This is a genomic window from Pseudomonas sp. FW306-02-D09B (assembly GCF_058782685.1).
In genome coordinates this window covers 350,863-364,749 of sequence record NZ_JBYSXY010000001.1, presented here as the reverse complement: position 1 = coordinate 364,749, position 13,887 = coordinate 350,863, and the positions used below count along the sequence as shown (strand labels likewise).

At 59.1% G+C, this 13,887-nt stretch carries 13 protein-coding genes; 8 read left to right on the top strand and 5 right to left on the bottom strand.

All coding sequences use genetic code 11. From position 1 onward, the window contains the following. Nucleotides 1-249 precede the first annotated feature (249 nt). Nucleotides 250-1,266 carry an AraC family transcriptional regulator gene (locus tag AC3WK5_RS01815; RefSeq protein WP_103316490.1) on the bottom strand — a complete coding sequence of 339 codons (1,017 nt, stop codon included), beginning with the start codon at nucleotides 1,264-1,266 and terminating at the stop codon, nucleotides 250-252. A gap of 249 nt (nucleotides 1,267-1,515) precedes the next feature. On the opposite strand from AC3WK5_RS01815, the gene efeU reads away from it, so the two are divergent. The 5 genes from efeU (at nucleotide 1,516) to AC3WK5_RS01790 (ending at nucleotide 7,213) form a co-directional block, all read left to right on the top strand. After that, nucleotides 1,516-2,367 (top strand): iron uptake transporter permease EfeU, encoded by an 852-nt coding sequence (gene efeU / locus AC3WK5_RS01810; protein ID WP_103316492.1) that lies wholly within the window; start codon nucleotides 1,516-1,518, stop codon nucleotides 2,365-2,367. An 8-nt stretch (nucleotides 2,368-2,375) separates the two neighbouring features. After that, complete coding sequence (efeO, locus tag AC3WK5_RS01805; RefSeq protein ID WP_103316494.1) at nucleotides 2,376-3,575, top strand: iron uptake system protein EfeO; 1,200 nt, start codon at nucleotides 2,376-2,378, stop codon at nucleotides 3,573-3,575. Nucleotides 3,576-3,592: 17 nt separating this feature from the next. Then, the gene (gene efeB / locus AC3WK5_RS01800) at nucleotides 3,593-4,891 is read left to right on the top strand and encodes an iron uptake transporter deferrochelatase/peroxidase subunit (RefSeq protein ID WP_103316496.1); all 1,299 of its coding nucleotides are present in this window, start codon (nucleotides 3,593-3,595) and stop codon (nucleotides 4,889-4,891) included. A gap of 34 nt (nucleotides 4,892-4,925) precedes the next feature. Next, on the top strand, nucleotides 4,926-5,750 hold the full coding sequence (gene efeO / locus AC3WK5_RS01795) for an iron uptake system protein EfeO (RefSeq protein ID WP_054597499.1): 825 nt from the start codon (nucleotides 4,926-4,928) through the stop codon (nucleotides 5,748-5,750). A gap of 266 nt (nucleotides 5,751-6,016) precedes the next feature. Continuing rightward, nucleotides 6,017-7,213: an MFS transporter gene (locus AC3WK5_RS01790; RefSeq protein ID WP_103316498.1), complete on the top strand. Its 1,197-nt coding sequence runs from the start codon at nucleotides 6,017-6,019 to the stop codon at nucleotides 7,211-7,213. An 11-nt stretch (nucleotides 7,214-7,224) separates the two neighbouring features. On the opposite strand, the gene AC3WK5_RS01785 is transcribed toward AC3WK5_RS01790, so the two are convergent. Together AC3WK5_RS01785 and AC3WK5_RS01780 are read right to left on the bottom strand one after the other, a co-directional pair. After that, a complete protein-coding gene (locus tag AC3WK5_RS01785) occupies nucleotides 7,225-8,271 on the bottom strand; it encodes an alpha/beta hydrolase family protein (RefSeq protein WP_103316500.1) in 1,047 nt (348 codons plus the stop codon). A gap of 262 nt (nucleotides 8,272-8,533) precedes the next feature. After that, nucleotides 8,534-9,145 carry an FMN-dependent NADH-azoreductase gene (locus AC3WK5_RS01780; RefSeq protein ID WP_054597502.1) on the bottom strand — a complete coding sequence of 204 codons (612 nt, stop codon included), beginning with the start codon at nucleotides 9,143-9,145 and terminating at the stop codon, nucleotides 8,534-8,536. Nucleotides 9,146-9,273: 128 nt separating this feature from the next. Here AC3WK5_RS01780 and AC3WK5_RS01775 point away from each other — a divergent pair, with 128 nt between their 5' ends. Together AC3WK5_RS01775 and AC3WK5_RS01770 are read left to right on the top strand one after the other, a co-directional pair. After that, entirely contained in the window at nucleotides 9,274-10,182 is a 909-nt protein-coding gene (locus tag AC3WK5_RS01775; protein WP_103316502.1) for a LysR substrate-binding domain-containing protein, read from the top strand. Beyond that, nucleotides 10,179-10,538, top strand: coding sequence for an MmcQ/YjbR family DNA-binding protein (locus tag AC3WK5_RS01770; RefSeq protein WP_103316504.1), 360 nt, complete (start codon nucleotides 10,179-10,181; stop codon nucleotides 10,536-10,538). Before AC3WK5_RS01775 ends, AC3WK5_RS01770 begins: the two co-directional genes overlap by 4 nt. On the opposite strand, the gene AC3WK5_RS01765 is transcribed toward AC3WK5_RS01770, so the two are convergent. Further along, nucleotides 10,535-10,939, bottom strand: coding sequence for a DUF1294 domain-containing protein (locus AC3WK5_RS01765; RefSeq protein ID WP_103316673.1), 405 nt, complete (start codon nucleotides 10,937-10,939; stop codon nucleotides 10,535-10,537). The two genes, AC3WK5_RS01770 and AC3WK5_RS01765, sit on opposite strands and share 4 nt — an antisense overlap. Next, the gene (locus AC3WK5_RS01760) at nucleotides 10,936-11,766 is read right to left on the bottom strand and encodes an undecaprenyl-diphosphate phosphatase (protein ID WP_103316506.1); all 831 of its coding nucleotides are present in this window, start codon (nucleotides 11,764-11,766) and stop codon (nucleotides 10,936-10,938) included. Before AC3WK5_RS01760 ends, AC3WK5_RS01765 begins: the two co-directional genes overlap by 4 nt. 298 nt (nucleotides 11,767-12,064) lie before the next feature. On the opposite strand from AC3WK5_RS01760, the gene AC3WK5_RS01755 reads away from it, so the two are divergent. After that, a complete protein-coding gene (locus AC3WK5_RS01755; RefSeq protein WP_103316509.1) occupies nucleotides 12,065-13,699 on the top strand; it encodes a methyl-accepting chemotaxis protein in 1,635 nt (544 codons plus the stop codon). Nucleotides 13,700-13,887 lie beyond the last annotated feature (188 nt).

Here is a 13,887-nt window from a genome sequence, read left to right as displayed (position 1 = left end):
TGCCAGAATCCCTCTGTATTTTTATTAGGTTGGGGGAACCGTAAAAATCCAGGAAATACTCGCTCCGCGGGCGGCGCGGGACAATGGTCAAAGCTTTCAAGTTGCGTGACTGGTTTGGCCAAGGTTCAAGAGATGTGTAGCCAGTGATGACCTCTTCGCGAGCAAGCCCGCTCCCACATTTGAAATGCATTTCCCTGTGGGAGCGGGCTTGCTCGCGAAAGCGCCAGACCGATCAATACAAGGTCTGGGTCAATGGGCTTCGTTGAGAATCAAACTGCGGTAATGCCCCGGATTGGACCCCGACCACTTGCGAAACGCCTTGTAGAACGAACTGGCATCGGCAAACCCGAGCCGTGTGGCGATCTCGGCGAAGCTGATCGAAGGTTCTGCCAGCCAGACAATCGCCAGCTCCTTGCGCACGCTGTCCTTCAAGCCTTGATAGGTTTGCCCTTCTTCTGCCAAGCGTCGACGTAGCGTCGAAGCGGACATGCACAGGCGTTGCGCCAGGCTGTCGGTTTCCGGCCACTGCTCGGCAGGCAGATGCCGCAAATCGTGTTTGATCCGGCTGGCGAGGCTTTGCGGATCGCGATATTTGACCAGGATATTGGCCGGCGCATGGGCCAAAAAGCGCTTGAGCTCGTCGCTGCTGCGCTTGATTGGCAGATCCAGGCAATCCGCCGAGAAAATCATCCGTGTACGCGGTCGGTCGAAGCGCAGGTTCTCGGAGAACATCACCTTATAGTCATCGCAGAAGTCCGGTTCCGCGCAGCGCAGTTCGATGGCCAGAATCGGTATCCGCCGCCCCGCCAGCCAGCAGGCAACACCATGGACGATCATCCAGTAGGTGAAATAAGTGAAGGCGCGACGCGGTTCCTGGTCGTCTTCGAGCAGGACGATTTCTGCCAGGCTTTGCTGATGAACCAGCTGCGCCGGCATGCGCTCCAGCATCAACGACAGAAACCCCAGCCCGGCCGTCAACCCCGCGGCCAACGTCGGCTGGGCCATGGCGCAACGACAGAGAAATTCCAGGCTACCGGATTTCAACCTGCGCGGGTCCATGCCAAAGAACTCATCGTCCATGCGCCGCGCCAACAGTCGCCACAACCGTGCGTAGGCCGTGGCCGGAACACGCGCACCCGCCACGCTGAGCAAGCGCGGTTCAATCCCGACCTTGAGCAAGACTTCAGTGCTGACAGCACTCGACTCGCAGCTTTGCAGCAATGCTTCGCGCACCAAATGAATGGAGATGGTGTCTTTTTCCGACATTGAACGTGGTGAACCCTGTTTTTTGTTTGTCGGCCATCTTAGCGCAGGCACAGGATCCGTAGGAGCAAGGCTTGCCCGCGAAATTGGCTATGAGGTTCATCAGGTACAGCGCGTTATCGTTTTTCGCGGGCAAGCCTCGCTCCTACTCTTGTTCAGCTGCCGTTCAGGCAAATGACAATCACCTCTATTTAGTAATGAGTATCATTATGTTACAAATTAGCATCCACTCCTTAGCTGACGCGGTGCTGAATGCTGGTTCCCTTTCTGATCATGCTGCGCGAAGGCGTTGAAGCGGCGTTAATCGTCGGCATCATTGCCAGTTATCTCAAGCAAACCGGACGCGGCCAATGGATGCCCGCCATGTGGATCGGGGTCTTCCTCGCCGTCGCGCTGGCCCTGCTGGTGGGCGGTGGCCTGGAACTGGTCAGCGCTGAATTCCCGCAAAAACAACAGGAACTCTTCGAGGGCGTCATCGGCCTGATCGCCGTCGCGGTTTTGAGCTCGATGGTGTTCTGGATGCGCAAGGTCGCGCGCTCGATCAAGCATTCGCTGCACGTTTCCCTCGACCATGCGCTGGCGGGCTCCAGACACCAGGTCACCGCGCTGATCGCCATGGTGTTTTTCGCGGTTGCCCGTGAGGGCCTGGAAACCGTGTTCTTCCTGCTCGCGGTATTCCAGCAAAGCGAAGGCCCGGGGGCGCCGATCGGTGCCCTGCTCGGCCTGCTGCTGTCGATGGTCATCGGTTTCCTTATCTACAGCGGCAGCATGCGCCTGAACCTGTCGGCGTTCTTCCGCTGGACCGGGCTGTTCATCCTGGTGGTGGCGGCCGGCATTCTCGCAAGCTCAGTGCGCGCACTGCATGAAGCCGGGCTGTGGAATCACCTGCAAACCGTGCTCTTCGATTTCAGCGCAACCCTGCCGATGGATGGCCCGTTGGGTTCGGTGCTGGCCGGCATGTTCGGTTATCAGGATGCTCCGACCGTCAGCACCCTCGGCGTCTACCTGATTTATCTGCTGGTCGCGCTGGTGATGTTCTTCCTCCCGACTGGCGCGCCGGCCAAACCGGCCACCACGCCACCCTCTTCCGTCTCCAGCCATTAAGGGCATTCATGTCAAACCAGGCCCCTCTTCAGACCTCGCCTCCCCGCGCCCTGCGCTGGGCGGTGGCCGGTTCGGTGATCGTGATGATCGCCGCCGGCGGGTTGTTCTACTACGCCTCGCAAATGGCCGCGGCCAAGCGTCAGACAAATCATGACGAGATCACCGTCACGATTAATCCGCACAGTTGCGAGCCGAATGCGCTGACCGTTCCAGCGGGCCGCAGCAGTTTTCGCATCGTCAACCACTCGGATCGCGCCGTTGAATGGGAGATTCTCGACGGTGTGCTGGTGCTTGAGGAACGCGAAAACATCGCCCCCGGCCTGAGCCAGGTGATCACCGCCAACCTGCTGCCGGGTGATTATGCGATTACCTGCGGCTTGCTCAGCAATCCGCGCGGCACGCTGCACGTCACGCCCACCGCCGCATCGGATGCTGCGGCCCAGGCACGGCCGTCGATGGTGGCGTTTATCGGCCCGTTGTCGGAGTTTCGGGTTTACCTGAGCAGTCAGGGCAGCGCACTGATCAACGCTGTCAGCGCGTTGCAACAGGCAATCGACGCCGGTGACTTGAGTCAGGCCCAGGCGCTGTACGTGCCGGCCCGCGTTGCCTATCAACGCATCGCCCCGGCGGCTCAACGCTTGGCGGAGCTGGACAAGGTCATCAATGCTCGAGCCGATTACTTTGAAAAGCGCGAACAGGATCCGGACTTCATCGGCTTCCACCGCCTCGAGTACGCGCTGTTCCAGCAACGAACAGTCGACGGTCTGACACCGGTCGCCCAGCGTCTGGTCGCCGATGTCACCGAACTCAAGCAGCAATTGCTGGCCCAGTCGCTGCCACCAGAACAGCTGGTCAGCATCGTCGCCCGCAACCTCCGCAACATGGCCGATGTACGCGCCAGCAGCGGTGAAGAAGAACGTTACAGCCACATCGACCTCAACGGATTCGCCGCCAACCTTGACGTCACCCGCAAAGTGGTCGATCTGCTGCGTCCGTTACTGACCAAACCTGCCGCCGCGTTACTGACTCGATTGGACACGGCGACTCACGCTCTCGATGCCGAGCTCAACGGCTTGCGCGTGAAAGACGGCTACAGCAGTTACGACAGTGTTGGCGCCGATCAGCGCACCCGAATCGCCGACAAGGCCAAGGTTCTGGCCGATGCACTCGATGGAATCGATCCCGCCCTTGGCCTCTCCGGCCTATAAGCAGAAGACCTATTCAGATGAACGATTTAGACCAGTTTAATGCCCAGCGTCGCCGCGTACTGTTGGGCATGGGCGCCGCCGGTGTCGCATTGGCGGGCAGCACGTTGAGTTGCCCGGCCATGGCCGCCAGCCCGGCGCAAGTCACTGAAGCACCGAACAGCGACAAAACCCAGGATCGCCATGACTTCCACGGTCAGCACCAGACCGGCATCGTCACCCCACGCCCGGCGTGCGGCATGCTGGTGTCGTTCGACGTATTGGCCACCAACCGCGAAGACCTCGAACGGCTGTTTCGCACGCTGAACCAGCGCATTGCATTCCTGATGACCGGCGGCCCGGTGGCTCAGGTCGACCCGAAGTTCCCACCCGTGGACTCAGGAATTCTTGGCCCGGTGGTGACGCCCGACAACCTGACCATCACCGTCTCGGTGGGTGAATCGCTGTTCGACGAGCGCTTCGGCCTGGCCAGCGCCAAGCCCAAGCGATTGATCCGCATGGTCGGCTTCCCCAACGATGCGCTGCAACCCGAACTCTGCCACGGCGACTTGAGCCTGCAGTTCTGCGCCAACACTGCCGACACCAACATTCACGCCTTGCGCGACATCGTGAAAAACCTGCCGGACCTGCTGTTGGTGCGCTGGAAACAGGAAGGCAGCGTACCGCCGCAAGCACCGGCAAAGCCTGGAACACCTGCGCAAAGTGCGCGCAACTTCCTCGGTTTTCGTGACGGCTCGGCCAACCCCGATTCCAACGACAAGAAAACCATGGAGCAGATTGTCTGGGTGCAACCAGGCAGCGATGAGCCGGCCTGGGCAGCCAATGGCAGCTATCAGGCGGTGCGGATTATCCGCAACCTCGTCGAGCGTTGGGATCGCACGCCACTGCAAGAACAGGAAAGCATTCTCGGCCGGGTCAAAAGTACCGGCGCGCCCATCGGCGGTAGCCATGAAAGCCAGGTGCCCGACTATGCCAAAGACCCTCACGGCAAACTGACCAAAATGGACGCGCACATCCGCCTGGCCAACCCGCGCACTGCCGCGACCCAGGCCAACCTGATCCTGCGTCGGCCGTTCAATTATTCCAACGGCGTGAGCAAAAACGGTCAGCTGGAAATGGGCTTGCTGTTCATCTGCTACCAGGCCGACCTGCACAACGGCTTCATCACCGTGCAAACCCGACTCAACGGTGAACCTCTGGAGGAATACCTCAAGCCCATCGGCGGCGGCTATTTCTTCACCTTGCCGGGCGTAACCGGTGACAAGGATTTCATCGGTCGTTCACTGCTCGATGCCACTCAACCGAAAACCACGGCTTAACCCCCTGAACACAACAAACCCACGGAAAAGTCCCATGAAGAAGTCGCCTCTCGCTTTGCTGATCGCCCTTGGCTTGCTCCACGCTCCACTGTCGGCTTTCGCCACCACAGCGCCGCTGGATCTGGTGGGGCCGATCTCGGATTACAAAATCTACGTCACCGAGCAGCTCGACGGGTTTGCCAGCCACACCCAGCAATTCACCGACGCGGTGAAGAAAGGTGACCTGGCCACCGCTCAAAAACTCTATGCGCCCACCCGTGTTTACTACGAGTCGATCGAGCCGATTGCCGAGCTGTTCAGTGACCTCGATGCGTCCATCGACTCGCGCGTCAACGACCACGAAAAAGGTGTCAAGGCTGAAGACTTCACCGGTTTCCACCGCATCGAATACAGCCTGTTCTCCGAGAAAAGCACCGAGGGCCTTGGTGATCTTGCCGATGGTTTGAACAAAGACGTCAAGGACCTGCAAACCCGCGTTGCCGGCCTGACCTTCCCGCCGGAAAAAGTCGTGGGCGGCGCCGCTACATTGCTCGAAGAAGTCGCTGCCACCAAGATCTCCGGCGAAGAAGACCGCTACAGCCACACCGACCTGTATGACTTCCAGGGCAACATCGACGGCGCGAAAAAAATAGTCGACCTGTTCCGTCCGCAACTCGAGAAACAGGACAAGGCCTTCGTCGCCAAAGTCGACAAGAACTTCGCCAGCGTGAACACGATTCTGGCCAAGTACAAAACCGCTGGCGGCGGTTTCGAAACCTACGACAAGGTCAAGGAAAACGACCGCAAGGCGCTGGTCGGCCCGGTCAATACCCTGGCGGAAGACCTGTCGACCCTGCGTGGAAAACTGGGCCTGAACTAAGGCCGCGCAATCTATGTGGCGAGGGGGCTTGCCCCCGCTCGGCTGCGCAGCAGTCGTATATCCGTTGAACGCGGTATTTCTGATCGACCGCGATCGCAGATTCAGGGCCGCTTCACGACCCGACGGGGGCAAGCCCCCTCGCCACAGTCACCCTACAGTCTGAAAAGTCACGCAGTTGACCTCCATAAACCGTTAGCCTGCTTCCTTTTATTTCAGGCTCGCGCCATGATGCAGCTCTCTAACCGCCCGCCCGCGAACGAGCGCTCATGTCCGTGCAACAAACGCCTCCCGCCAGTTCCACGGCGATCACCCTGCAGATCGTCTCCATCGTTTTTTATACCTTTGTCGCGTTTCTCTGCATCGGTCTGCCGATTGCGGTGTTACCGGGCTATGTCCATGAGCAACTGGGGTTCAGCGCTGTCATTGCCGGCCTGACCATCGGCTCGCAGTACCTGGCCACCCTGCTCAGCCGGCCCATGGCGGGCCGTATGTCTGACAACATCGGCACCAAACGGGCGATTGTCTACGGGTTACTGGGGATCATGCTCAGTGGCGTGCTGACGCTGCTGTCGACCTTGTTGCAGAGTCTGCCGTTGCTGAGCCTGATGATTCTGATCGGCGGTCGATTGTTATTGGGGATTGCCCAAGGTCTGATCGGCGTCGGCACCATCAGCTGGTGCATGGGTCAGGTGGGGGCCGAACACACCGCCCGCTCGATTTCCTGGAACGGCATTGCCTCCTATGGCGCGATTGCGATTGGTGCGCCACTGGGTGTGGTGATGGTCGGTCAGTTGGGGTTCGTCAGCCTTGGGATTGCGCTCTCGGTGCTGGCGCTGGCGGCGTTGCTGCTGATTCGTAACAAACCCTCAGTGCCGGTCATTCGCGGTGAGCGGATGCCGTTTTGGGCGGTGTTCGGGCGCGTCGCACCCTTTGGCGCCAGCCTGAGTCTGGCTTCGATTGGCTACGGGACGCTCACCACCTTTATTACCCTGTTTTACATCAGTCGCGGCTGGACCGGAGCGGCCTGGTGCCTGACGGTCTTTGGCATCTGTTTCATCCTCTCGCGCCTGCTGTTTATCTCCAGCATCAACCGCTTTGGCGGGTTCAACTCGGCCATCGCCTGCATGAGCATCGAAACCCTGGGGCTGGGCCTGCTCTGGTTGGCCCCGTCGACGGCCGTGGCGTTGATGGGGGCGGGGCTGACCGGGTTCGGTTTGTCGCTGGTTTATCCGGCATTGGGTGTCGAGGCCATCAAGCAAGTGCCAAGCAGCAGCCGTGGCGCCGGCTTGAGTGCCTATGCGGTGTTTTTCGATCTGGCGCTGGCGATCGCCGGGCCGTTGATGGGCGCGGTGGCGTTGAACCTGGGGTACGCGTGGATTTTCTTCTGCGCGGCGCTGTTGTCGATCACCGGACTGGGGCTGACCCTGCTGCTGAAACGGCGCTCAGCACTCAACCCGCCCTAAGACCCTGGCGTCTACGGCAACGTCTGGTCAGCCGTCTGCATTCCCGCCCCGCTTGGCTTGCTCAGGGTTTGAGCAAAGAATCGCCCCGCTTCGGAGATCAGGTTACGGTGAATGTCCTCGCGGTCAACGCCCTCAGCATCGGTGCACAAGGCCGGCATCGCCGCGAGTTGCTCCTGCGTACACGGTGCCATGAACACAAAATGCCCGGCCCCCGCCAGCAGTTTGAAATCCGGAGCAACGGGTAGCTTGCGAGCGAGCGCCGCAGCGTTTTTATCGAGGGCGACCAGTTTGTCGCCATCTCCGCTATAGAGCAGCACCGGCACATGCACACCGGCCAAGGTATGACGGCCGAACTTCAGGCTCAATGGCGCCATCAGTAACAGCGCGTGAACCCGTGGGTCAGCGACTGGTTGCAAATCATCGCGGTCGACAATCAGTTCACCATTGGTGCTGCAGGCGTCTCCGTCGTCGGGGCGTTCTTTACAGTAAAGGCGTAAACGATTCAGGTCCGGCGTGGCGCCCGAAAGAATCAACGCCGTTTCGCCACCGGCCGAATAACCGATCACTCCGACCTCGTCGGGATTGACGAACGGCGACAGCATCGGATCAGCCAAGGTTGCGGTGATGGCTTCGGAAATCTGGATCGGCCGGCCATAAAGGTTGCTTAACGTACCGAGGCGGCTGTGGTCCTTGGAGTTGTCACCGGGATGAATCACCGCCACCACCACAAAGCCTTTGCGGGCCAGCGATGTGGCAAGGTCATGCAACGCCAGTGGGGTGCCGATGTTGCCGTGTGAGAGCATCAACATCGGAAAGCGGCCAATCGCGACCCTTGCGTCTTCGGTCGCCTGGACCTGATAACCCTCGAGTTTGCTTGAATGCTCGATACCGGTCGACGGGTAAAAGGCGATGGCCCGCATGGGTCGTGAATCCAGCGGATCGAGAAACGTCAGCTCATGGTAGCCAACGCTCCAATGAGGGTGTGGCGCAGGCGCGGCTTGCACTGAATTCAGGCTGCTGAGCAGGCAAATCAGTAACATTGCACAAAGACGCATCATGGGATGCCCCACCTTGTTACCCGATTGGAATACCCGTTTTCCGCCAATCCCTTGGATTAAAGCCTTGCACCGACAATTGCCGCTTTCAAGGTCTATGCAGAACGGGGCCGATAACCCGAGACTGCATAACCTGGGCCAACAACTAAAACGACAGCGCTTTTGATGCAGATACGGAAAGACTCCGTACCCCGATCGTTTTACGACGATCAGAATACAGAGTCTAGTGGGTATTGCCTGAGCTTTTTAACTCTTTACGCAAGCCTTACGCGGCAGCGAACAATTGCTCGCTGATGTGCGCCTGAGCATCGCTCATGGCTTTGTTGCGAACGTCGTCACCGTAAGCCAGGCCATGGGCGCGGACGAACTCGATGTCGGTGATACCCATGAAGCCCAGCATGACTTTTAAATACTCTTCGTGACCTACGCCAGTCGCCTGACCCAGGTGCATACCGCCAGAAGTCGACACCACCACGACTTTCTTGTTACCGCACAGGCCTTCAGGGCCGGCTTCGGTGTAGCGGAAAGTCTGGCCGGCAACGGCAATGCGGTCGATCCAGGCTTTGAGCTGGGTCGGGATGGTGAAGTTGTACATCGGCGCTGCGATCACGACGGCATCGGCAGCGAGGAATTCGGCCAGGGTCGAAGCGCTCAGTTCAGCTTCGTGCTGTTGTGCGGCGTTGCGCAGCTCGGCGGTGGTACCGGCAGCGACCAGCGTCGCGGCAGAGAAATGGCTGATGGCATCGCTGGCCAGGTCGCGGTAAGTCACCACGGCAGCAGGCTCGGCGGTTTTCCAGGCCTGGACGACACTGTGGCTCAGCTGACGGGAAGCAGAGTTGTCACCAAGGATGCTCGAATCAATGTGCAAGAGTTTCATGTGGGATCTCCAAGTGAGGATCGCCACCGGGCGATCTGATGGAGACAATCCTACAGATGAAACCAATAGCTGATTAGTCAGCAACAATGCGATAGTTTGTCCCACTGATAGGACAGTCGAGTGAAACCATGCAAGACCTCAATGACCTTTACTACTTCGCCAAAGTCGTCGAAGCCGGCGGTTTCGCCGCTGCCGGGCGCGTGTTGGGCATCCCCAAGTCGCGGTTGTCGCGGCGTATCGCCGAACTTGAAGAGCGTCTGGGTGCCCGCCTTCTCCAGCGCACCACCCGCCAACTTAAGCTGACCGCTGTCGGCGAGCGCTATTTGCGCCATTGCCAGGCAATGCTGCTGGAGGCCGAAATGGCTGACGAGGCCGTCGCCAGCATGTCCAGCGAACCCCGAGGGCGCTTGCGGGTTTCCTGCCCCGTTGGGCTGGCTCATGAGTTTTTGCCATCGGTCATCAGCACGTTTCTGGAACGCTTCCCCCAAGTGCAATTGGAGATGCAGTTGCTCAATCGCCGGGTCGACCTGGTGACCGAAGGCATCGATGTCGCCTTGAGGGTGCGAGAACTGGGTGATGAAGACCCGCTGCTGGTCACCCGGCGTTTGCGCCAGGCGCAAATGGTGATGATCGCCAGCCCGGCCTTTATACGCGAGCATCCCATCAACAGCCCGGAAGACCTGAAGCAGGTTCCAGTACTCGGTGCTCTGGAAGCTGATCGCATGGTGCACGTACGCATGCTCGACGCTCACGGCAAGAGCTATGACCTGACGCTGGAAGCACGGCTCGGGATCGATGATTTCATTGTGCGCAAAGCCTGCGTGCTTGCGGGTCTTGGTTTCACCCTGCTGCCGATGATGTACTGCGAAGAAGAACTGGAAAACGGCTCGCTGGTGCAGTTGTTACCCGAGTGGTCACTGCCTGGCGGTTGGCTGCTGGCAGTCTACCCTCATCGGCGCGGTTTGCTGCCGGCGGTGCGTGCCTGGATTGACCATTTGACCGAATCATTCAAAGCCTGCGGGGATCGACTGTTATGAAGGCCAAGCCGATGACTGAAGAAGACGTGGCGCGTTTTTGCCTGGCACTGCCCGGGGCGCAAGAGGATTACAAATGGGGCGGTGTACGGGTGTTTTCAGTGGCTGGAAACAAGATGTTTGCCCTGCAAAACCTGCGGGGTGAGTCATTGGCGTTCAAGGTCGATAAAGAGCTGTTTCTGGGGCACGTCGATCGCCCGGGCATCGGGCCTGCGCCCTATCTGGCAAGGGCGCAGTGGATCATCATGCAAACGCCCTACCCGCTTGGCGCCGATGAGCTGCAAGGCTTGCTGCAACGTTCTCACCAACTGGTGGTGAGCAAGTTGCCCAAGCGCGTGCAGGTCGGGTTATTGATTTAGAAGAGCCTGAAGAGGCCGGCGCCAAGAAACAACTGGTCGATCCAGAACACCTCGTGCAACAGCACGATGATCCAGAACACCAGTTGATAAGACACTTTGCGGGTCTTGTGCCGAAACACTTGCTGGGCGAGCAAAGCGCCTGGCCAGCCACCGGCCAGTTCGATTGCATGCAGCACCTTTTCCGGTGTACGCCAGCTGTCGGCCCGGGCCTTGCGCTTGTCGCTCCAGTACAGCAAGAACGCCAGCAGGCTGACAATCCCATAGGCCGCGAGCGGAATCAGCGAAATCCCGCGCCACCACATAAGCATCGAGCCAAATGCCGGCAAAGCGCACAGCGCCAGGAACACCAGGCCTTTGAGGCGCGGGTTTTGAATCCCGCGCCCATTGCGTGGCTCAATCATGATGTAGCCGCCGCCCAGTCGACCCAACCGAACTGCCAGGTTGCCAGGATCAACAAGCCGAACACGATCCGGTACCAGGCAAACGCAGCGTAGCTGTGGCTGGCGATGAACTTGAGCAAGCCCTTGACCGCGATCATCGCGAATATAAACGCAGTGACGAAGCCGATGGCGAACACCGGGAAGTCAGCCGCCTGAAACAGGTCGCGATACTTGTAGCCGGAGTACACCGCGGCGCCGACCATGGTCGGCATGGCCAGGAAGAACGAAAACTCGGTGGCGGTTTTCCGCGACAGGCCAAACAACAAGCCGCCGATGATCGTCGAACCGGAGCGCGAAGTGCCGGGAATCATTGCCAGGCACTGGGCAAAACCGACCTTCAGGGCATCTTTCCAGGTGATCTCGTCGACAGTTTCGGCGTGCACGCTGTGCTCGCGACGCTCAGCCCACAACATGATGACCCCGCCCACCACCAGCGCCGTCGCCACGGTGATCGGGTTGAACAGGTATTTGTGGATCATATTGGCGAAGATCACCCCCAGCACCACGGCCGGCATGAAAGCGATCAACAGGTTGACGGTAAACCGTTGAGCATTGCGCTGCGTTGGCAACCCGGTCACCACGTCGAGGATCTTACGGCGAAACTCCCAGACCACGGCCAGGATCGCGCCGAGCTGGATGATGATGTTGAATGCCTTCTCGCGTTCGCCACCGAAGTTGAGCAAATCCGCGACGATAATCTGGTGCCCGGTACTGGAAATGGGCAAAAACTCTGTCAGTCCTTCTACAACGCCAAGAATCAAAGCCTGAACGGTGGTCCAAAAATCCATTAATCCCCCAATGAAACGATGCCTCCAAGGCATGCCTCGCTAATAAAATTCAAGCGTCCACTGCGATCAGCGTCACCAAATGACAACACGCACGATCTTCACGCGAAACCGTAAAAATCCCATGAAAAATCAGCGTAACTTCAGGTTTTTGCTGACGCGGCCGAAATCCTATCAGACATGCCTGAATTACGCTGCGCCGTAATTGGACTTGAGTAGGGTTGGCTCAACAGCAAAAGCGTGCCTGAATGCTGGCGGTCGTTTATGACAAGAACAAGAAAAAACCAGGAGTAATACGGTTATGAATAGCTTGCGCAGTGTGTCGATCAGCCGCCGTCTGTGGCTCATCCTGATTGTGGCTGTGCTGATGCTGTTGACGTTGGGTGTGCTGATGCTCAAGCAGATCCACGATGACCTTTATCAGGCCAAGGCCCAGAAAACCCAGCATGTGGTGCAGACGGCCAGCGGCATTCTGGCCTACTACCACGACCTGGAAACCGCCGGCACCCTGACCCGCGAAGCGGCGCAGAAACAGGCATTGAGCGTGGTGCGCGGATTGCGCTACGACCAGAACGACTACTTCTGGATCAACGACCTGACACCCGTGATGGTCATGCACCCGACCAATCCGAAACTCGAAGGCCAGAACCTTTCCACGATCAAGGATCCGGACGGCTTCGCGTTGTTCAACGAGATGGCGGCCATCGCCAAGGCCAAAGGCGCCGGCATGGTTGACTATCGCTGGCCGAAACCGGGTGCCAGTACACCGGTCCAGAAGACCTCCTACGTGAAACTCTTCGAGCCTTGGGGCTGGGTCATTGGTTCGGGTGTGTACATCGATGACATGCAGGCCGAGTTTTACGCACAAATGTGGCAGACATCGCTTGTCGGGCTTGCCATTGCAGTCCTTATGGCACTGCTGGTGATCCTGATTGCGCGCAGTATCGTGCGCCCACTCCAGGAAACCGTGAACGCCATGGCCAATATCGCCAGCGGTGAAAGCGATCTGACCCGTAGCCTTGATACCCATGGTCAGGACGAAGTGACCGAATTGGCGCAGCATTTCAACGCCTTCACGGAAAAACTGCGTCGGGTCATCACTCAGTTGCAACTGTCCGCCAGTGCCCTGGGGCAGTCATCCAGCGACTTGGGCAACGATGCGGCCCAGGCCCAGGCGCGCAGCCAGCAACAGTCCCAACAAATGGAACTGGTGGCGACCGCCATCAATGAAGTGACCTATGGCGTGCAGGACGTGGCCAGAAATGCCGAACACGCCGCCAGCGAAATGCGCGATGCGCAAGCGCAGGCACAACAGGGGCAAGTAAACATCGATGGGAGCTTGCAGCAGATCGATCAACTGTCGGGCACCATCGATCAAGCCGTTGAGGTGATCCGCACCCTGGCCACCGAAAGCACACAGATCGGCAGCGTGCTCGAAGTGATCCGTTCGATCGCCGAACAGACCAATCTGCTGGCGCTCAATGCGGCCATTGAAGCGGCCCGTGCCGGTGAGCAGGGACGGGGCTTCGCCGTGGTGGCCGATGAAGTCCGGCTGCTGGCACAGCGCACACAAAAGTCCACGGCTGAAATCCAGTCGATGATCGAGCGCTTGCAGAGCCATTCCGAGGCGGCAGTCAAAGTGATCGGCGACAGCAGCCGCGCCTCGCAACTGACCATTGAACAGGCCGGGTTGGCGGGTGCCAGCCTGAGCGCGATCGGCCAGGCCCTGAATAATCTCAACGGTCTGAACGCCTCGATTGCCAGTGCAACCCTGCAACAGGCGCATGTGGTCGAGGATATCAACCAGAACGTCACCCAGGCCGCTGGTTTGTCCCACAGCACCGCCTTGGCTGCTGAGCAGTCGAGCGTCGCAAGCGTGCATTTGAAAGAACTCAGTGAGCAGTTGAATGGCCTGCTCAAGCAGTTTCGGGTGTAGACGAACCTTGCGGTGAAACACTGCCCATGTGGGAGCGTGGCTTGCCCGCGAAGAACGATAACGCGCAATGCCTGAAAAACTGCGGTGTTCGCTTCGCGGGCAAGCCACGCTCCCACAGGGTCCGCGTCTTAACTGACCGGCTTCGGGCAAGCCCCCCTCGCCACAATCCCCACCTGCGTTACAATCGG

Excerpts from the sequence above, each read along its gene's own strand:
- AC3WK5_RS01815 (WP_103316490.1), bottom strand. The coding sequence starts at position 1,266 with ATGTCGGAAAAAGACACCATCTCCATTCATTTGGTGCGCGAAGCATTG.
- efeU (WP_103316492.1), top strand. The coding sequence starts at position 1,516 with ATGCTGGTTCCCTTTCTGATCATGCTGCGCGAAGGCGTTGAAGCGGCG.
- efeO (WP_103316494.1), top strand. The coding sequence starts at position 2,376 with ATGTCAAACCAGGCCCCTCTTCAGACCTCGCCTCCCCGCGCCCTGCGC.
- efeB (WP_103316496.1), top strand. The coding sequence starts at position 3,593 with ATGAACGATTTAGACCAGTTTAATGCCCAGCGTCGCCGCGTACTGTTG.
- efeO (WP_054597499.1), top strand. The coding sequence starts at position 4,926 with ATGAAGAAGTCGCCTCTCGCTTTGCTGATCGCCCTTGGCTTGCTCCAC.
- AC3WK5_RS01790 (WP_103316498.1), top strand. The coding sequence starts at position 6,017 with ATGTCCGTGCAACAAACGCCTCCCGCCAGTTCCACGGCGATCACCCTG.
- AC3WK5_RS01785 (WP_103316500.1), bottom strand. The coding sequence starts at position 8,271 with ATGATGCGTCTTTGTGCAATGTTACTGATTTGCCTGCTCAGCAGCCTG.
- AC3WK5_RS01780 (WP_054597502.1), bottom strand. The coding sequence starts at position 9,145 with ATGAAACTCTTGCACATTGATTCGAGCATCCTTGGTGACAACTCTGCT.
- AC3WK5_RS01775 (WP_103316502.1), top strand. The coding sequence starts at position 9,274 with ATGCAAGACCTCAATGACCTTTACTACTTCGCCAAAGTCGTCGAAGCC.
- AC3WK5_RS01770 (WP_103316504.1), top strand. The coding sequence starts at position 10,179 with ATGAAGGCCAAGCCGATGACTGAAGAAGACGTGGCGCGTTTTTGCCTG.
- AC3WK5_RS01765 (WP_103316673.1), bottom strand. The coding sequence starts at position 10,939 with ATGATTGAGCCACGCAATGGGCGCGGGATTCAAAACCCGCGCCTCAAA.
- AC3WK5_RS01760 (WP_103316506.1), bottom strand. The coding sequence starts at position 11,766 with ATGGATTTTTGGACCACCGTTCAGGCTTTGATTCTTGGCGTTGTAGAA.
- AC3WK5_RS01755 (WP_103316509.1), top strand. The coding sequence starts at position 12,065 with ATGAATAGCTTGCGCAGTGTGTCGATCAGCCGCCGTCTGTGGCTCATC.